At 53.6% G+C, this 18,509-nt stretch carries 15 protein-coding genes; 6 read left to right on the top strand and 9 right to left on the bottom strand.

Going from position 1 to position 18,509, the window contains the following annotated elements; all coding sequences use genetic code 11:
* Positions 1-145 precede the first annotated feature (145 nt).
* The 4 genes from QN215_RS00895 (at position 146) to QN215_RS00880 (ending at position 4,081) form a co-directional block, all read left to right on the top strand.
* Positions 146-1,315, top strand: a complete 1,170-nt coding sequence (locus QN215_RS00895) for an iron-containing alcohol dehydrogenase (protein WP_369344274.1) — start codon at positions 146-148, stop codon at positions 1,313-1,315.
* Complete coding sequence (locus tag QN215_RS00890; RefSeq protein ID WP_369344273.1) at positions 1,312-2,409, top strand: methionine ABC transporter ATP-binding protein; 1,098 nt, start codon at positions 1,312-1,314, stop codon at positions 2,407-2,409. Before QN215_RS00895 ends, QN215_RS00890 begins: the two co-directional genes overlap by 4 nt.
* Positions 2,402-3,085 carry a methionine ABC transporter permease gene (locus tag QN215_RS00885; protein WP_369344272.1) on the top strand — a complete coding sequence of 228 codons (684 nt, stop codon included), beginning with the start codon at positions 2,402-2,404 and terminating at the stop codon, positions 3,083-3,085. Before QN215_RS00890 ends, QN215_RS00885 begins: the two co-directional genes overlap by 8 nt.
* A 105-nt stretch (positions 3,086-3,190) precedes the next feature.
* Positions 3,191-4,081, top strand: coding sequence for a MetQ/NlpA family ABC transporter substrate-binding protein (locus tag QN215_RS00880; RefSeq protein ID WP_369344271.1), 891 nt, complete (start codon positions 3,191-3,193; stop codon positions 4,079-4,081).
* A 144-nt stretch (positions 4,082-4,225) separates the two neighbouring features.
* On the opposite strand, the gene QN215_RS00875 is transcribed toward QN215_RS00880, so the two are convergent.
* The 3 genes from QN215_RS00875 to QN215_RS00865 all read right to left on the bottom strand — a co-directional run bounded on the left by QN215_RS00875 (position 4,226) and on the right by QN215_RS00865 (position 7,570).
* Positions 4,226-5,572, bottom strand: a complete 1,347-nt coding sequence (locus tag QN215_RS00875) for a sugar ABC transporter substrate-binding protein (RefSeq protein ID WP_369344270.1) — start codon at positions 5,570-5,572, stop codon at positions 4,226-4,228.
* Between the two features lie 169 nt (positions 5,573-5,741).
* Positions 5,742-6,650, bottom strand: coding sequence for a carbohydrate ABC transporter permease (locus QN215_RS00870; protein ID WP_369344269.1), 909 nt, complete (start codon positions 6,648-6,650; stop codon positions 5,742-5,744).
* Between the two features lie 8 nt (positions 6,651-6,658).
* Complete coding sequence (locus QN215_RS00865) at positions 6,659-7,570, bottom strand: carbohydrate ABC transporter permease (protein WP_369344268.1); 912 nt, start codon at positions 7,568-7,570, stop codon at positions 6,659-6,661.
* A gap of 332 nt (positions 7,571-7,902) precedes the next feature.
* Between QN215_RS00865 and QN215_RS00860 the strand changes: the two genes are divergently transcribed.
* Both QN215_RS00860 and QN215_RS00855 read left to right on the top strand, forming a co-directional pair.
* Positions 7,903-8,904, top strand: a complete 1,002-nt coding sequence (locus QN215_RS00860) for a LacI family DNA-binding transcriptional regulator (RefSeq protein WP_369344267.1) — start codon at positions 7,903-7,905, stop codon at positions 8,902-8,904.
* Between the two features lie 93 nt (positions 8,905-8,997).
* A complete protein-coding gene (locus QN215_RS00855; protein WP_369344266.1) occupies positions 8,998-9,753 on the top strand; it encodes a TetR/AcrR family transcriptional regulator in 756 nt (251 codons plus the stop codon).
* On the opposite strand, the gene QN215_RS00850 is transcribed toward QN215_RS00855, so the two are convergent.
* The 6 genes from QN215_RS00850 to QN215_RS00825 form a co-directional block, all read right to left on the bottom strand.
* Positions 9,717-11,237 carry a family 20 glycosylhydrolase gene (locus QN215_RS00850; protein ID WP_369344265.1) on the bottom strand — a complete coding sequence of 507 codons (1,521 nt, stop codon included), beginning with the start codon at positions 11,235-11,237 and terminating at the stop codon, positions 9,717-9,719. The two genes, QN215_RS00855 and QN215_RS00850, sit on opposite strands and share 37 nt — an antisense overlap.
* Positions 11,234-12,424 (bottom strand): GDSL-type esterase/lipase family protein, encoded by a 1,191-nt coding sequence (locus QN215_RS00845; protein WP_369344264.1) that lies wholly within the window; start codon positions 12,422-12,424, stop codon positions 11,234-11,236. The genes QN215_RS00850 and QN215_RS00845 overlap by 4 nt, the downstream gene beginning before the upstream one ends.
* Before the next feature lie 102 nt (positions 12,425-12,526).
* On the bottom strand, positions 12,527-14,782 hold the full coding sequence (locus QN215_RS00840; RefSeq protein WP_369344263.1) for a glycoside hydrolase family 3 C-terminal domain-containing protein: 2,256 nt from the start codon (positions 14,780-14,782) through the stop codon (positions 12,527-12,529).
* 59 nt (positions 14,783-14,841) lie between these two features.
* Positions 14,842-16,044: a family 1 glycosylhydrolase gene (locus QN215_RS00835; protein ID WP_369344262.1), complete on the bottom strand. Its 1,203-nt coding sequence runs from the start codon at positions 16,042-16,044 to the stop codon at positions 14,842-14,844.
* A 71-nt stretch (positions 16,045-16,115) separates the two neighbouring features.
* Positions 16,116-17,057, bottom strand: a complete 942-nt coding sequence (locus tag QN215_RS00830; protein ID WP_369344261.1) for an alpha/beta fold hydrolase — start codon at positions 17,055-17,057, stop codon at positions 16,116-16,118.
* Between the two features lie 47 nt (positions 17,058-17,104).
* Entirely contained in the window at positions 17,105-18,496 is a 1,392-nt protein-coding gene (locus QN215_RS00825; protein ID WP_369344260.1) for an MFS transporter, read from the bottom strand.
* Positions 18,497-18,509: the final 13 nt, after the last annotated feature.

Genomic DNA, 18,509 nt, shown 5'->3' with positions numbered 1-18,509 from the left:
CCGCCGTTCCTGATGTGGAACTGACGGGCGTCTTTTCGTGACTTGTAGCAAATTTATACATCGTATACAGTCTTGCTGACGGTGCATCAACGTATTACACACAAGCTTCAGCAGGCATGTGCATGCCATGAGATGGGACAGGACAATGCAAGCTTTTGAATTTCACGAACCGACACGAACCATTTTTGGACGGCACGCACTTGACCAGCTATCGAGCGTGCTCCTCCAGCTTCATGTGAACAGCATACTGGCAGTCAGCGGCACCACCTATCCAGAAGAGCTGGGAATCCGAACAACGGTCGCAGCTGTGTGCGACGAGCTGGGCATTGACCTGATCTGGAGCGATGAAGTACGTCCAAATCCACGGTTGGAGCTTGTGCACCGACTCATTGGCACGGCACGAGAACACCATGTCAACCTGGTCATAGCGGTTGGTGGTGGCAGCTCCATCGACACAGCGAAGACGATTGCCTTGGGAGTGCCGTATCACAACGATGTGTGGGATTTCTTTCAACGAAAAGCCGTTCCAGCAACGGCCTTGCCCATTGGAGTGATTTCGACGATTCCTGGAAGCGGGTCAGAGCAATCGGATTGTGCGGTGATCCAAGAAGGCAAGAACAAGGTCTTCTTCGAGCATCCGCTTATCCTTCCGACCTTTGCAATCATCAACCCAGAATTCAGTCGTAGCGTTCCAACGGTGTATCAGAGCAGTGCCATCGCAGACATGACCGCCCACCTGCTTGAAGTCTATGCAACGGATGAGGCACCGGTTGATGTCACCGACAGACTTATTGAAGCAAGTTTCACCAGTATCCTCATCTATGGCCGCAAGGTGATCCGCGATCCAGAAGACGTTGATGTCCGTTCAGAGCTGCACATGCTCTCTGCGGTAACGCATAACGATGGCATTCTCGGCAAGGGACGCATTCCCGACTGGGTCGGGCACAAGATCGAACACGAGATATCTGGACTGTTCGGGCTGATTCATGGTGAAGGCATGTCCATCGTCACCCCGGCATGGTTGCGTTTCGTGGCATCGCGCAAACCGGACAAGCTGGTGCAGTTCGCCACGCGAGTCTTCCACATCGACGCCGTGAGTTGGACCAATGCCGAAATCGTCGAAATTGCGGCCGCTGAACTCGAGACATTCTACAGAGAGCTGGGATTGCACACCCGCTTGAGCGAGCACGGCATATCTCAGTCCGATCTTGAAAAGATTGCGCTTCGCGCCACGAAGCATGGAAGCATCCTGCTTGGCAATTATCTGCAGTTGAATACCGCAGACGTGATCGAACTTCTGGAATATGCATTATGACACATACGCTTTCTCCCTCTTCTGAAGCCGATACGACGCATGGTGAACGTCAGGAAGCCATCATTCGCTTCGACAAGGTTTCCAAGACTTTTCACAGTGGCGACGGCGAACACGCCGCATTGCTCGACATCAGCGCAGACATATCGCCGGGCAGCATTTTTGGCATCATTGGCCTCAGCGGTGCCGGAAAGAGCACACTGGTGCGGCTTATCAATGGCATCGAATCGGCAACATCAGGCGAAGTGATTGTCGAAGGTCGCAAGCTCTCTCAATTGAATGCCCGTCAGGGGCGAAAGCTGAGAACGACCATCGGGATGATCTTCCAGTCCTGCAATCTGATGCCTTCTCGAACTGTTCGAGACAACATATTGCTGCCCCTGCAAGACGAGGATCTCTCACGGGAAGAGCGCAATACGAGGGTTGACAGCCTGCTGAAACTCGTCGGATTATCTGGCAGGGAGCGAGCCTATCCGAACGAACTCTCAGGCGGTCAGCAACAGCGCGTGGCAATCGCTCGAGCGCTCGCCAACAATCCCAAGATTCTGTTGTGCGATGAGGCGACCAGCGCTCTCGACCCGGCCACGACAACGTCCATTCTGGATTTGATCAAAATGATCAATCGTCAAACCGGCGTCACCGTCGTCATCGTGACGCATCAGATGTCCGTGATCAAGCATGTATGCGATGAGGTGATGGTTCTCGATCATGGAACCGTTGTGGAACAGGGATCCGTGTATTCGATTTTTGTGAACCCTCATGCCGAGCTCACCAGAAAGTTCATCGAAACCACGTCGAATCTCGCAAGGATTGACGATCTGGTACACGGGGATGATCCTGCGATCAGGATTGAGCCAGGGCAGCGGCTCATACGTCTGCAATATTCGAAGGAAGATGTTTCTGAGCCTCTGGTTTCACTGATAACCGCTCGCTTTGGCGTGCTTGTCAACATTCTGCTCAGCGACATTGAAAACATCGGTGGAAGACCTATCGGCGGTCTTGTCGCAACCCTTGAAGGGCCTGCGGAGAACATGGAATCAGCTCTTGATTTCTTAAGAGCGAAGGATATTCGAGTGGAGGTTCTCGAACATGTTTGATGTCGTAACTCGATGGTTTCCCCACGTAGTTGAATATCGTGCGGAATTCGTGTCGTCAATCTGGGAGACGGTGGTCATGGTCAGCATCTCGGGGGCGATTTCGCTGGTATTAAGCCTTGTTCTCGGCGTGCTTCTGGTAACCACTCCCCGAGGTGGCCTGCTTGCCGCGCCGCTGTGCAATCGGATACTGTCGTATGCCATCAATGTGCTGCGTTCGGTGCCCTTCATCATTCTTGCCGCAGCCCTCGTGCCATTGACACGAGCATTGACCGGAGCGGCCCTCGGACTCAAGGGTGCCATCTTCCCGCTGGTTGTTGGCATTACGCCATTCTTTGCGCGCCAGGTCGAGGCGGCTCTGATGACTGTGCCGCCAAATCTGATTGAAACCGCATATTCCATGGGATTCACGCCCTGGAAGATAATCCGTCTGGTGTATCTCAGAGAAGGCATACCCGCCCTTGCCAAGGGAACGACCATCACTCTGGTCAGTCTCATAGGGCTGTCGGCGATATCAGGCTCGCTTGGCAGCGGTGGGCTTGGCGACTTTGCCATCAGATATGGCTACCAGCGATTCATGTTCGACGCCACGCTTGCCTCGGTTATCGTGCTGCTCTGCATGGTAGGTTTTGTCGAATTCGTCGGCAAGATCGTAGTCGATGCAACGGCACGTCAGTAGCGCACTCAGTCCCATTTCACGATATCAAGGCAGAGGCATGCCTGCTTGTGGCAGCGTTTCCTCGGCAACATCTCATTGTTTGTTAACAAAAAAAGGAGAAATCAATTGAAATCAGTAAAAACCCGTCTCATCATATTGGCGGCAATCCTTGTCACAGTGGCGGTGGCGGCTGTGGCTGTCTTCGCCTATAACCGTTTCAGCAGTAGTGAATCCGACCATGTGACCACGGTCAAGGTGGGAGTGGACAGCGACTCGTACAACGATATCTGGGATGCAGTGAATGCAGAGCTCAAGGAGTATAAATCAGGCATACAGGTCGAATTGGTGCATATGGATGGAAGCCAGATCAATGCGGCGACTGCCAACGGTGAACTCGACCTGAATGCTTTCCAGCATCACGCGTATCTCGATGATCAGAATAAGAGCGAGGGGTATGACCTCACCACCTATGCCAACACTTTCATACAGCCCATGAATGTCTATTCCGACAAGATCAAGAGTCTCGACGACCTGAAGGATGGTGACAGCGTAGTACTGCCAAATAATCCAACGAATTTGGGTCGAGCATTAAAGGTTCTGGAGCGGGCTGGGGTGTTGAAGACGAATCCCGACAAGGGATATCTGCCCACCGAAGCCGATGTTACCGACAATCCCAAGCATCTGGTCTTCAACCCAGTCGAGTATCCGCAGGTACCACGCCTACTACCCGATAACACGGTTGGCATCATCAATACGAACGTCGCGATTGATGCAGGCCTGGATCCCATTGATGATGCGATATATAGCGTGCCTGTCAACCCGGGTGATGAATACAATCAGCCATGGATCAACATCATTGCCGGACGTGCGAAGGACGTCAAGAATCCTGCCTACGTGAAAGTCGTTGAGGCGTATGGCAGTGATTCGGTCAAGAAAGTCATTGAGGAAAAACATGCTGGCCAGTGCATCTATGTGTACAGCAATGAGGTGAGCCCAAATCAACCGGCAAAGAAGTAATTGTTGCGGCCACTTGAGCGCATATGCGTTGATTGTTCTTCGTACCGCGTTTCAATCAACGCATAACGTTTTGCTTTCAAGAGGCCACAACGATCTTAGAGGTCATAACGATCAAACCGTCGAGGGATATTGCTCGAATTCGGCTTACTCGTCGAACAGTGCATTGATTTCGTCGTTGGCTGCGTTCAGCGACGAGACCTTCGACTTGCCCATGAGCACCGAGTCAAGAGCAGGAGCCATGATTTGGCTAATCTTCGAGGCATGATCCGTGATGGGATAGAGGAATGTGGTACCTTCGTCAATGTGCGTGGTAAACGGCGTCACGTCAATGCCTTTGGCTTTCCAGGATTCGATGGCTTTCTCGGTTCCTGCTGGAACTGCCGGGAATACGACGGCATCTTCGCCAACGATGGTCTGGCAAGCTGCCGAACCTAGGAACTCAATGAACTTTGCTGCCTGATCGATTTTCTTGGAACCCGCCCAGATGGAGTCGCCAAGACCGTTGTACATGCTGGCGCGGCCTTCTGGACCTGTGGGGTTTGGAGCCAAGCCAACGTTGACCTTCTCATAACCGAAGAACTGATTCGCCATCCAGGAACCGTTGGAAGCGATGGCAATCTTGCCCGCTGCAAAGACGTCAGCGGAGCTCTGACCTTTGGTGGATTCCAGCGTTGGCACGAAGCCAGCCTCGATCATCTTGCGCTCCCACGCAATGGTGGCTTGGAATCGTTCATCATCGAAGTTGTACTTGGTGCCCCAAGGATTCTTGTTGGTGTTGCGCCATCCGGTTGAACCCGCCAACGGTGCGTACTGTGTCTGACCGATGGCATCGCCGGAACCGAAATCAAGGGCGAGGCCGTACACTTCGACGCCGTTCTTGTCAAAGCCGGCTTCGTTGCCGTGCTTGCCGTTCTTATCGACCGTAAGCTTGGCTATGATTGTTTCAAGATTGCCCCCGTCATCAGGATTCCAGGTCAGGTTCGCCATCTGTTCTTCGTTTATGCCAGCGGTTTCGGTGAAGTCCTTATTATAGAACAGTGCCGTGGTATCGAAATCTTTTGGCATGCCATAATTATGCCCATCAGGGCCGGTCCACAAATCAGCAAGGCCTTTCTGATAATCACTGGCGTTAATGGTCATGTGTTCATCCAGTGCAACGAGCTGCTCCTGCTGAATGAATTCAGGATAATGACCCAGGTGATCCGTGAACACGTCTGGTGCCGTTCCTGCAACGAAACCGTTGGTGATGTTGCTCCAATAGTCATCCCAGCCATACTGGGTGACTTCCACCTTGATATCTGGGTTTTTCTTCTCGAATTCGCGTGCACATCTCTCATATGCTGACTTCTGATTTGCGTCCCACAGCCAGTAAGAGAGCGCACCACTGTCAGCTGAGCTATCTGAACCACCACATGCTCCCAAGCCTGTGGCAATCAGTGTCGCTGCTGCAACAGCACTGGCAATCTTGCGTGCCCTTCGAGTATTTCTCATGGTTATTCCTTTCTTCCGGTGAATGGCGTTCACCTGTTTTTGGCATCACGAAACCAAGGTGATGTGCACCTGAGCTGTGGTGTGATACCGAAATGTTGTGCGAGATTTTCGCTGAAATATTCTGCTGTGCGTGGTTGCTTGCAGCGGTGCAAGCAACCACGGTGAGTGTTTACTTGACGCCTGAGTACCCGATGGAATCCACGATCTTCTTGCTGAATGCGAAGAAGAGCGCGAGCACCGGCAGAGCGGAAATGAGTGTTGCTGCCATCAGGCCAGCCCAGTCTGGACTACCTTGCGGAGTCTGCGAACGGAATACGCCCAAAGCCACGGTGAGCATCTTCGTGCCTTCGGTTTTTCCGACAAGCAATGGCCAGAAATAGTCATTCCAGGTGTTGATGAAGGTCAGAATGCCGAGCGTGGTGATGGGTGCCGAACTCATGGGCACGATGATCGTGAAGAATGTTCGCCAATGTCCAGCGCCGTCAAGCATTGCAGACTCTTCTATCTCCCTATTGATGCCGAGGAAGAACTGGCGAAGGAAGAAGATCGCGAATGGAGTCATGAAGAATGTTGGCAACACCATTCCGGGAATGGTGTTCAGCAGGCCGATGTTCTTGATGAAGATGAAGTTCGGCAGTGACGTGAAAATCGGTGGGACGAGCAACGCAGCCAGGAACACGCCAAAGACCATATCGCGGCCTTTCCAGTGCAAACGGGCGAAGGCATAGGCGGCCATGGAGCCGAACGCAACCTGACCGATGGTCACCAGCGAAGCATAGATGGCTGAATTCAGCAGATACTGCAGGAAGTTGACGCTTGCTCCCGATCCACCTTCGGCAACTGCCTGAGCAGTTGAGGAAAGACCAAGAACGCGCTGGAATGCACCGAAGGTAAAGTCAACGGGCAGCAGCGAGCCGGGCGCTGAAGGCAGTGACTTCGTTGTTGAAAGCGCTGTGCGAAGCATCCACAGGAAGGGGAAGATGGTCAGGGCGAGCGTTGCATAGAGCGCTACCCAGGCGGCAATCCTGCCGGGGGAGAAGCGGTTTTTTACGCCGTTGAACTGTGCTTGATTATCCATTGTTGCTCCTATGCCATATCCGATTCATTTGCGCGCATCATCTTGAGCTGCACGAAGGCCACGCCTGCAAGAATGATGAAGAGCACCACAGAGAGTGCAGATGCGTAACCGAATTCACCCTGGTCGAAGCCTTTCTGATAGATGTAGTACTGCAAGACTCGTGACACATTCATAGGCCCGCCCTTGGTGGTTACCGCGACCGTGTCGAAGACCTGGAATGAACCGGTGACGGTGACTACGAGAACCATGGCAAGCACCGGCCGAAGCAGTGGAAGCGTGATGCTGCTGAATGAGCGCCATTCGGAGGCTCCATCAATGGATGCCGCCTCATAGACATAATTCGGAACCGTCTGCAGGCCCGCAAATACCAGCAAAGCGGTATATCCCATATGTCTCCACACATTGACGAAGGCGATGGTCGGGATTGCCCAGAACTCACCACCGAAGAATGGAATCTTGGGGATGTTCAATGCATCGATGACGATGTTGACAAAGCCAATCTGATAATCGAATAGCCAGAACCAGAGCATGGCTGCAATGACATTTGATACCAGCCACGGAAGCAGCAGCATGCCGCGCAGCGTGATTGATTTGGTGAGGCGTTGCATCAAGACGGCAAGTCCAAGAGCGATGACCGTCTGGAAACCGATATTCAGCAGCACATATTCGATGGTCACCATGATGGCGTTCAGCAGGAGCTTGTCGTGCACAATCTTCGCAAAATTGGCCAAGCCAATGAATCTCGGCTTGCCGAGCAGATTGTATTTCGTCAATGAATAATAGAACCCGCAGAGTGTGGGCCATAGGTAGAACAGCAAAAATCCCGCGAGAGCGGGGAGAATAAATACCAGGGCAGCTCGGCGCTCGCGAACCGAATGCGCTGATAGCGTGGTTGCAGGATGCTTCTTTCTTGTTTTCACAGATCTCTCCTTCGAGGTCTTTTTCTGAGTAATGCAGCAGAGAACATGCTCAGCGAGGCAAAAGGTTACACGAGTAGATTTTTAAATGCAAACGCATTGTATAAATTCTGCGATGTTGTTATCGGTAACAGTGTTGAAAAATGAATGCAAATATTTTTTGTGCGCCTCGTGAGCGAGTCATCCTTCAAGCATGGGGCGATGGTGGTGTCAGCCGCAGTGGGATATGATACATATTTCAAGACGAACCCTATGAAGAATGCGCCTTGCAACCATGACCCCATTGGGAAATCTCATTGTCGCAGGTGCCGCCAAGATTCGAAACAGGTCTCACAGTGAACAGCAATAGAACAGGTAAGGCCACACGAGCCGATGTTGCCGAACTCGCACAAGTCTCGACTGCAGTCGTGAGCTATGTGATGAACAACGGGCCCAAGAAAGTTGCCCCGCAAACCGCAAGCCGAGTTCGTCAGGCTGCCGAATCGTTGAACTACCATCCCAACGCCTATGCGAGGGCGCTTCGCAAGGGTTCTGGCAGTTTGCTCGGCATCATCGTCCCCGATTTTCGCAACCCATACTTTGCTCTGCTGAACGAGGCAATCGAAAAGGAAGCATACGGTCGTGGATATTCGACGATGTTTCTCACCGCGCATTCAGACCCTGAACTGGAGCGGAAGAGCATTGAGAAAATGGTTGACCGAGAGGTCGATGCCATTTTCATGGCGCCCTGCCAGAAGGTTGAGGAACTGGAGCGGTTGAAGGACTATGAATGCAGCTTCGTCATGCTGGAAAACAATGTGCAGATACCGGGCTTTGCCTGTATTTCTTCCGACTTCTGCGAAGGTGTGAGATTGGCGATCGACCATCTGGTGTGGCATGGGCGGACGAATCTCGTGATGTTCTATGGCGAGGACAACAGTCGTGATGAATCGCGCATCAGGGTATGGTACGAGAAGCATGAAGAGCACGGATTGCGTAGAGGGCGCGTCTATCGCAGTCGGTATACGCATGAAAGCGCGTACAGAGCCGCCACTGCAATGCTGGATGCCGGTGAACGGCCGGACGGCATATTCGTGGTTTCTGACTTCGAGGCTGGCGGAGTGCTCAGAGCCCTACACGAGCATGGCATCCGCGTGCCGGAGGACACGTCGCTCATATCCTTCGATGGCACATACTTTGGCTTGGAGACATGGCCCCAGCTAACTTCGGTGCGGCAGGACATCCCACGCATCGCACGAGGGGCGCTGGAGGCGGCATTGAATCCAGATGCGCCGGGAATGCAAATCATTCCCGTAGACATGACAATCCGCGAATCATGCGGATGCCATGTGGCGTAGGTCTGCGCTGACAGCATCGGGCAGAATCGTGCTGCTGCGGCTACAGTGAGATCAGGTAAAGAGAAAGCTGGTCAGATGCAGAAGCATGCACACATGAAGGGTGAAGATTCATCACACGGAAGCGATGAACCGCAGCATCCCTTGAGCAGCTCCTCGCATCAGTCGCACAGTCCAAACAATCGTGCGAAGCTTCATACCAATCGCAGCATTCACCGTCCCAAAGAAGACACCAAGGGTGAGAGAACGAAAGATCGAATTCTGGATGCGGCCTTGCATCTCTTTTCCCAAAGTGGGTCGAATGCAGTTTCAATCCGTGCAATAGCAAGCGAAGCCGGGATTTCGCATTCTGGTCTGCTGCGATATTTTGCCGACAAGGATGATTTGATCGTTCAGGCAATCAGACGGCGAGACAAAACCGCGGATGCAGCCCGATCATTCTTCGCAAATAACGGGGAAGTGACTCCAGAGACCATCATTCCATGGCTGCTTGAGACCATACGTCAGAACGCAGCCAATCCTGGCATTGTCGCGACCTTTGTCAAGCTGTCTGCGGAGGCAACCGATGCCGGTCATCCGGCGCATGAGTACTTCCACATGCGTTATTTGACCTTTACCACACTGCTTGCTGACAGCATCGCTGAACTGAGCAATGTTGACACCACACGCGCGAGGCGTGTTGCGCAGGAGTTTATCGCGTATATGGACGGCATACAGATCCAATGGCTGCTGGATCCTGAAAGCGTTGATATGCTTGCCGATGCGAGAGATTTTCTTGAACGCGCAGGCATTGATGTTCAGGGCATTCTCAGACGCTACGCCGCGTCTGAGAACAGCGATGACGAACGATAGAAATCATGGAAACCGCAGAGATTCCAGACATGTGCATAGGTATCGAACTGTTCGATACATGGGTTGCCAGCTATCTTCTCCGGTGTGCCATTCCAGGCACAATCTGCAATGAGCGCCAAACGAGGAAGTAGCAGCATATCAAGATCAGCTGTGGAGCGGATAGTCTCAGTCCACAGTGCCGCTTCAACGCCACGAGTCAGCACCGATGATGCAGCTGTGTCAGTGGGATGATCGTGGCTCTGGTTGCATGACAGTGGAGTCCAGTTCAGACAATCCTGAGAAGGCTTGGGAGCATAGCCGGGGAAGCCCAGTGTTTTCATGCGTTCATTCTGTTCGGGGACAAGGCTCGGCTCCTGATATTTGCGATCAAAATACATGGTGGACTGCTGGGAGTCTATAACCGGCGAACCCTTCGACTGCAGGCGTTGCGGATCGTCATAGCAGAGCGCATACATGGCCGCTGCTTGCTTGGCAACCGCAGAGAATTGTTTCGGCCATGCTTCGACCAGGCTATCTTCACTGGGAATATCGTCCCGATCCATCCAGAATTGATAGGCATCTGCAGTAACCTTGCCGCGGCAACCCTCCTGCCATGCAATGGTCTTGAGCCCCAGATCGTGAACGGCATCCTGAAACATGGTCATCGCCATGTCATAGTCAGAATCGGGCATCCCCAGCACTTCATCGCCACCGATATGCACATAGTCGCCTGATGCTACACGGGCCAAAGATGCAGCGCATGATTGTAGGAATCTCTGCGACTCTTCGGCATGTGCATCGATATATGACACCAGCGGATGGATGAATGAAGGCTTGCCGGAAAGCTCGGGATACCGCTGCAGCAACGAGGCGCAGTGTCCGGGCATGTCAATCTCAGGAACCAGAGTGAGATATCGTTGCTTGGCATAGCGCCGCAAACTATCGAGCTGCTCCCATGTGAAGCAGCCGGGCGATTGCAAAAGCTTGTCGAACCCATCAACGGGAATGCGCCACGACTGATGATCGGTTAAATGAAGATGCAGCACGGACATGCCGTGCAGGGCAAGCAGGTCTATGACGCGCTCTATTTCCTGAATCGACGCTTGATATCGTGCCACATCGAGGCAGAGAGACCGCCAGAGATAGTGCGGAGTGGTGTGCCTGCGCGAACTTTCCCCCATCGTCAGCGCGCATAAGGCTCGGAAAATGCCCACTTCGGAGTGTGCTTGAATGATCGGTTGATGGCTGTCGGGATTCATGCTCGTGGTGAAGCTCTCGCTTGCAGCATCGTCATGAGGCTCTATGCCGTTGACATCAATGTATCTGGACGCTTCATGCCGTTCCGTGATGTGCTCAGATGCAGGGCTGCATTGGAGCGTCAATGAGTCGAAAGGCAGCAGAGATTCGAACTGTGCGCCTCTGCCCTCGCACAGGCGCTTGAAATTGCCTACTCCTTCGGTGCCAAACCCTCCGGCTCCATAGATGACATTCACGTGTGCGTTCATTGCAATGCCTTTCTTTCCCCATTGTCCAAATCGAGTCGCATCGATTGCGTGGCCGGTGTCTCTTGCATGGATGCGAGCGTGTTCGGCAGTAAAGTCGCGAAACGTGAGGCAATCAGATTGATGCCTTCCTGGTCGGGGTGCAGATTGTCCTTCAACACATGTGCGTCCGGTGCGCCCAAGAGATCCAATCCGTTCATCACGGCCAGCGCTGGGTCGTTTCGTTGTCGAACCACCCGTTCAATGATGCTGCGGGTCGCTGCCAAGGTGAGTGCGCCCTCATCATGTTCGACGCTGCGCAAGGCTACCCTGTATGTCCCGTCTGACTGGATGATAATCGGGCCTGGCGCATTCTCCTGTATGGGGCAGGTGCACGCGGTTATGACAATCAATGGCGTGTGCTTCTGCCGCTCTCGAATCGTGTCAAGAAAGCCGTGCAGTGCAGGGATGAAGCTTCTCTCGCGCATGGAATCGGCATTGACGATATTGATGCCGATTGCGCAGGTGATGACATCAGCCGGATGTGACGCAATGCTGCGCGCTGCGGCTTGGTCGAGCTGAGCATTGCCGGATAACGATAGGTCAGTCAGATCGAGGTGCAGTCGCTGTGCAACCTGCATCAGCCACCTATCTGCCGGACGGGGCGACTGCGCGCCATGACTGATGGAGCTGCCATAGTGTGTCCAGCGCTGGCGCGGAATGCTGCCTTCACTGCGGTGCACGGCTTGGTCGGACTCCACGCTGATGATTTCGATCAGGCATGTGTGCGAGAGCATGATGGTGTAATTCGTGCTCGCCCCCTCTATGGGTTCAAGCGAAATCGTCATGGGGGCACCGGCATGCAGAGCAAAACTTCCATGATCCAGATCGGGTATGAGGCGGCCAAGACCGGTCATCTGAACATCCTTGCGCCGTGATTTGCCATGATCGTTCGAGATGATTGAAATCCATTGCCGCGTATCGTCCAGTGAATATCCGGTCAACGCAATCGTGGTCGGTGCGGTGATGGTCAGTTCGAGACAGATGCCAGACGGGCAGAATTCATTCCACATGAACCAAGGATCTTCGATTTGTGAGCGAAGATATGCACTCATGCGATGCGGCATGATGCCTGTGAACGGCCCGGGTGTGGTTTCGGCAACATGGTTGAGAAAAGCTTCGAGCTGATGCCCGGTGTACGTGCATGTCATCCGTATATCCCTTCAACAGTGCTTCTGCAGTGTTATTACAATGTCATTGCTATTCCAATGGTGGAGCGTGCAGGCTCGTCGGGCATGCACGCCCATGCGCTCTCATTGACGTGATGCTGTTTCGGCAAGTCGTTGTGCTGCCGTCGCCATCGCCTCTATCTGCTGCTCATCCAGTCCGACGCCCCATGATGCCAATTTTATGAGCGGCATCTGAGCAAATATGGCCGCCATTTCTGGCGAAGGATCAGCGACCGATTCCCGAACCTTGTCGACAAAAGGTTTGAGAATCTGAGCGCCGTAGGGGTTGGCAAGCCATTCTCCAAGCGTGGACATGGTCTGAAGTTGAGCGACATAGTGATCGCCATCAAGGCTGATGGTGGTGGAGCTGACGATATCTCGGCTCGATGTGCCAATCTCAACGGTGTAGTCCCCGGCATAAACCCGCCAACGGTGCTGTTCGATGTTCCAGCTTGCAAACGCACGAGCATCGAGTTCCACAGTGATGCTGCGACTTTCTGCGGGTGCCAGATCGATGCGTGCAAAGCCTTTGAGCTCGTGAACCGGGCGATCGGGTTGATTGCTGCGAACATAAATCTGTGGAACGGCGGCTGCTTGGCAGTTGCCAGTGTTCGTAATCGTGAGCGACACCTTGGCATGAGTCCCATCGATAACTTCCACCTTGATGTTGCTATAGGCAAATGTTGCGTAGCTCAGACCAAATCCGAATGTATAGGCAACTGGAAGGTTCAGGGTGTCATAATAACGGTATCCGACATAGAGCCCTTCTCCATACAGCACATGGCCGTTCGAGCCAGGGAAATGCAGGTAGCTGGGATTGTCTTCGAGCTGTTGCGGAATCGTCTCATTTAAGTGTCCGGAAGGTGAGACAGCTCCAATGAGTATGTCAGCCAGTGCTGCGCCTCCTGCTTCGCCCAGCAGCCATCCCTCGAGTATGGCGTCTGCCTTGTCTGCCCATTGGCCCAGTTGTATGACACCGCCGCCCGAAAGAATGACAACCGTTGGGGTGCCTGTTGCGGTGACGGCTTCGAGCAGTGTATTCTGTGCGTCACTGAGTTCAATGGTGGTTTTATCTGCGCCTTCGGTTTCATCCGATTCGAAGTAGCCAACGTTGACAATGGCAATGGCGGCGCGGTTGGCGGCATCGACTGCCTCATCAATGTACCGTTGCGCGTCGGATTCATCTGAAGCTTCGGCAGACTTGTCATGCTGTGTCAAGGCATAGCCGGGCGCAAAGGTGATGGTGCGGTTGGGAAGGGCAGATCTCAGCTCGTTCACAAGAGCATGGACGCGGATGGCAGAAACATGTGAAGAACCACCTCCCTGATACCGAGGGGTGCGAGCAAATTCGCCAATCATGGCAATTGGTGCGGTGTCGCTTGTGGAGAGTGGCAGTATGCCAGTGTTCTTCAGCATCACCACCGATTCCTGTGCGGCCTTGCGGGCAAGCTCGTCATGGGTTTCGGCAAAGCTTTGCAGATCATGCTGTTCGCCCGTTCTGGAGGATTGAGTGCGTTGCGCGAGTAGAGCAATACGGTCGGCAACGGTGTCGAGCACGGATTCGTCGCAGGCTCCGCTGCGAACTGCGGCAACGATTTTATGATCGGTGTTCGACGGTGGCATTTCGATATCCAAACCAGCCTTGACTGCAGCAACGCGATCCGCGACCGCTCCCCAATCCGACACCACAACGCCATCGAAGCCCCATTCATCGCGAAGAATCTTGGTGAGAAGCTCATGGTTTTGGCTGGCATACACGCCATTTACCTTGTTGTATGAACACATGAAAGCCCAAGGACGAGCCTGCTTGACCGTCATCTCAAAGGCGGGCAGGTAAATTTCGCGAAGTGTGCGCTCATCGACATCCGCACTGACCCGGAATCGGTCGGTTTCCTGGTTGTTTACGGCAAAATGCTTGGGGACTGCGCTCACTCCTTGTGATTGCACGCCCTTCACGAAAGCCGTGCCATATGTTCCGGCAAGGAAGGGGTCTTCGGAAGCGTACTCAAAGTTGCGTCCTCCCAGAGGGGAGCGTTTGATATTGAGTCCTGGGCCTAGCAGCATGCTTACATGCAATGCGCGGGCTTCCTCGCCCAACGCAGCCCCGACCTTATGGATCATGTCTCGATCCCATGTGGATGCCAGACCTGCGGCAGTGGGGAAGCAGATTGACGGGACGCTCGCTCCCAAGCCGAGAGAGTCACCTTCGGACCCTTGGTATCGAAGTCCATGAGGACCATCGCTCATGTGCATCGAGGCAATGGTTCCAGCAGCTTGACTTGTCCACGTCGTAGCTCCAGAAGTCAGCGATGCCTTCTCTTCTATGGTGAGTTTGTGCATAATATGAGTTCCTTTCAGGTGATTGGTCAGACAGACCGAACAATGCGCCATCTGACGCTTCAGTTACTTGGCAATTGATGTTGCTGACTCCAACGCCCAAGCCATGTGAGCGATGGCTTGGCAGTGCGTGTGAAGCTGCTTGACTTTCGATCCACTGACACGAGGCCGAATGTGGGTGCCCAGCTGCCCCACTCATAGTTGTCGAGCAAAGACCAGTGGAAGTAGCCGTGAATAGGCAGCTCTTGCGAAATCAATCTGCTGATGGACACCAATGCATCATTGGTATACGCGATTCTGCGCTCATCGTCATGCGTGGATATGCCATTTTCTGTCACCACCATGGCAACCGAGCCAATCAGAGCATGGGTATGCTGCAGGGCGCATCCGACTGCCTGCGGATAATATTCCCACCCGTTTGATGTGAGATTGCTCGCATCGGCTTGAATCTTCTTGCCTCCTGCTCCAAATACCGTGCGGGTATATGACTGTATGCCAATGAAATCATCGTGCTGCGCTGCGAGAATGAACTGGTCTTCAATGGCTTCACTATAGGAGTGAGCGCGTTCCTCGCCACCGCTCTGTGCCTGAACGCATTGATTGGCGACGCTCCAGCCAATCGGGATTCCAGGAAGCTCCCGATGCAGCATGTCAACTGCTGCATGATGCGCCTCCATCAGCTTGTCGGCTATGCCCTGATCGGGTGTTGGCAGCAACCCAGGTTCCATATCTGAGAAGGCAATGTCGCCACTGAGTACGCGACCCATGATGGCTACCATATTGGGTTCGTTAATCGTGACTATGCCGGCAACGCCCTGCTGCAGGATTGGAAGAATCGCGTTGATATAGCGTAGAAAACGTTCCGTGGCGTGAGCGCTTTTCCAGCCACCTTCCTGTGCAAACCAGAGAGGAAGCGTGAAATGGTGAAGCGTTACGAAAGGTGCCAGGCCAAGCTCATGCGCTTCGGCAACCATTGAGGCATAATGCTTGATCGCTTCCTGGTCGAAGGTGCCGGATTGCGGTTCGATGCGCGCCCATTCAATGCCGAAACGGTAGGCGTTGAAACCGGCATTGGCAAGCAGCCGCATATCATCGTGCCAATGATGGTAGGAATCGCAGGCTTCCGCCGATTTCTCGGCAATGGTGCTGTCGGAGGCGTTCTCGTATGCCCACCAGTCGCTATGAATGTTGTTGCCCTCCACCTGATGAGGTGCGGTGGCGGCACCAAAGAGGAAGTTGGTGGGTATGGTAATGGTTGATGACATAGAAACTCCTTTGTTCCCTTGCAAAGAGTGGCATGGTGTGGACGGGCGCATGAATGGTGCAACTCAGATGGTCACTCACCCACCTTTGACCAGAAGTTGCAGAGTGCCTGAGCCAGCGCGTCGGGCGTATCGATTTGGGCGCTATGCCCAGCCCCTGGGAAGGTGACGGGTGTGATTCCGAGGCGCTCTGCTTCGTTGTTATAGGTGTCGTGTGGCCATACGGGGTCATCCTCGCCAAACATGATGGAAACTGGTATCCCAGCAGCGTGAAGCGCATCGGTCACATCGTCATAATCGGCCAAAATCGCGGCGATTGAGAGCAGGTTATGCAATGAAGTTCGATGTGCTCGAACCCGGTACATTTCAATGTCAGGATCCTGCTGTGGCTCGTCGCCAAGCTTGGGGAACTTGGACTTGTAGATTATGGTCGAGCCGAATGTGCGCAGAGTCTGCAACCATGCCTTGGCCTGGGACGTCTGAGCAATCGGCTTCGCTCCGCTCGACAGCAATGTCAGTGAGCGCACGAGTGAGGGACTGGCCAGAGCCAAGCGTCTGGCGACAATCCCACCAAAGCTATGACCGATCACGTCGACTGGGCGCTTGTCGGCACCGATGCGGACGAGGACTTCCTGCGCATCGTGCACAAAGTCCTCAAGCGCATAATCATTATCGCCCGCAGGTCGCGCAGAGTCCGCCTGACCCCGTTGGCTGAATGCCATGAATGCTCGAGATTCCGACGGTTGTGCCGCGTCTATCAGATGTGGGAAGAACGAAAGAAAATCCTCTTTCGAACCGGTGAATCCGGGCACAAACAATGAAACATGCTTGGCAGTCGTGTAATTTGGCGTCACTGAAGCCGTTAATTCGCCGCCCCAACTGCAGCGGACGGCAACGGTTTGCACGGTACCGTTGCTTAAGTCCGAAGCCAGTGGTTCGGCTGGCGGCAATGCATCGATGAAGCGTCGCTCGTCTGTTTCGCCACGGCTTGCAGTTTGGCTTCCGAGTTCTGGCATTGTTTCTTTGGACCAACGTGCACTTACCGACATATGAAAATCGCCCTCTATTTGACTCGCTTGATGGGGATGAATATGAGAATCCCAATGAGTGCGAGGATACCCGCAATAACAAACAACATCTCATAGCCGAATACGCCAATTACCAAGGCACCCATACCGCCTGCAATCACACCGGTAAGCGTGTTGGTTGTTCCCAGCATGCCCATGTCTTGTGCCACATGCTCCTTGTCGGGAAGAACCTCGACCATAAGAGCCTGATCGATGGCTTGGAAGCTGCCGTAGGAGAGCGCTGCACAGATGGTGTACACGTAGTAGACGATCACGCTGCTGCTGAATGCAAGCAATGCTGCACCGATGATGAAAAAGGCGACCGTGAAGGCAATGAGTGGCTTTCTTTTGCCGATCTTATCGGAGATGAAGCCTGCAAACAGGGAGGAAATGGCCCCTGCAGCAGCCATCAGCAAACCTGCGACCGCACCGACAGATGCCGCATCCTTGACGCTGAGTCCCAAATGGTAACGCATGATCTGGGTTGCCGTCTGCAGAATCAACATCACGCCAAGCACGATGGCGAATCGGCCGAAATAAGCGAGCCAGAAATCACGATCCTTAGGAATGCGGAATGGTGACTTGACACCTTCGGCATGCTGTTCTGTCGTCGGTGTGCCATGCTTGGTGTGCATGTCTGCTCCAGGAAGAACGATGACGATGACTATAGCAATGACGATCATCAGCCACGGCAAGGTGAAGAAGCCCGCCTTGAGATTGGCAGCGCCGAACAGTCCAACCAAAACCTGAGTCAGGATTGAACCGAGTGCGGTGCCTGCGAGACTGCCAAAACCTGAATAGGCTGAGGCGCGGCCAAGCAGTGCAGAATGCACGCGATCTGGGAGCAGGGCCGTGTATGCGGCATAGAAGGTGTTGAGTCCCGCCTGGAAGATGCAGAAGAAGATTACGACCATCCAGATCATTGAATAATTGGCCAGTGCAAGTCCGAACAGGCCGATGGTTGCAAGTATCGTTCCGAAGATGATCCAAGGATTTCTTCTGCCCAGACGCGTTCTGGTCCGATCAGAGAGATAGCCAATCAGTACAGCGAAGACCGCTCCTGAAAATGCTCCGAAGATGTTGGTGATGCCGATTGCGGAATTGGCCTTGGCTTCGGAGAGCACCACGGTATACATGAACGAAAACAGGGAGGCGGTTGCCGCCGTTGGAATGGTGAAGGCTAGGACCGTAACAAGATTCAGCGGGCCGAACCAGCTGAGTTTGTTGACGAATCGTCGCTCTCCAAACTCGTTGAGCGGGGAATCGTCTGCAGAGAAATTGCTCCCCGCAACTGCTGTTGACGCTGCCCCGGCACCGGGTGCTTCCGTCATCGATGGTTCAACAGCCTCTGATGGCCGCGTTTCAAAGGACTTATTTGGCGTTGACATAAGCTTCTCCTTC

Origin of the sequence: Bifidobacterium sp. WK041_4_12 (assembly GCF_041080795.1) — a bacterium.
Taxonomy (GTDB): Bacteria; Actinomycetota; Actinomycetes; order Actinomycetales; family Bifidobacteriaceae; genus Bombiscardovia; species Bombiscardovia aquikefiricola.
This window is presented reverse-complemented; position numbering and strand designations above follow the sequence as displayed.

Excerpts from the sequence above, each read along its gene's own strand:
- QN215_RS00895 (WP_369344274.1), top strand. The coding sequence starts at position 146 with ATGCAAGCTTTTGAATTTCACGAACCGACACGAACCATTTTTGGACGG.
- QN215_RS00890 (WP_369344273.1), top strand. The coding sequence starts at position 1,312 with ATGACACATACGCTTTCTCCCTCTTCTGAAGCCGATACGACGCATGGT.
- QN215_RS00885 (WP_369344272.1), top strand. The coding sequence starts at position 2,402 with ATGTTTGATGTCGTAACTCGATGGTTTCCCCACGTAGTTGAATATCGT.
- QN215_RS00875 (WP_369344270.1), bottom strand. The coding sequence starts at position 5,572 with ATGAGAAATACTCGAAGGGCACGCAAGATTGCCAGTGCTGTTGCAGCA.
- QN215_RS00870 (WP_369344269.1), bottom strand. The coding sequence starts at position 6,650 with ATGGATAATCAAGCACAGTTCAACGGCGTAAAAAACCGCTTCTCCCCC.
- QN215_RS00855 (WP_369344266.1), top strand. The coding sequence starts at position 8,998 with ATGAAGGGTGAAGATTCATCACACGGAAGCGATGAACCGCAGCATCCC.
- QN215_RS00850 (WP_369344265.1), bottom strand. The coding sequence starts at position 11,237 with ATGAACGCACACGTGAATGTCATCTATGGAGCCGGAGGGTTTGGCACC.
- QN215_RS00845 (WP_369344264.1), bottom strand. The coding sequence starts at position 12,424 with ATGACATGCACGTACACCGGGCATCAGCTCGAAGCTTTTCTCAACCAT.
- QN215_RS00840 (WP_369344263.1), bottom strand. The coding sequence starts at position 14,782 with ATGCACAAACTCACCATAGAAGAGAAGGCATCGCTGACTTCTGGAGCT.
- QN215_RS00835 (WP_369344262.1), bottom strand. The coding sequence starts at position 16,044 with ATGTCATCAACCATTACCATACCCACCAACTTCCTCTTTGGTGCCGCC.
- QN215_RS00830 (WP_369344261.1), bottom strand. The coding sequence starts at position 17,057 with ATGCCAGAACTCGGAAGCCAAACTGCAAGCCGTGGCGAAACAGACGAG.
- QN215_RS00825 (WP_369344260.1), bottom strand. The coding sequence starts at position 18,496 with ATGTCAACGCCAAATAAGTCCTTTGAAACGCGGCCATCAGAGGCTGTT.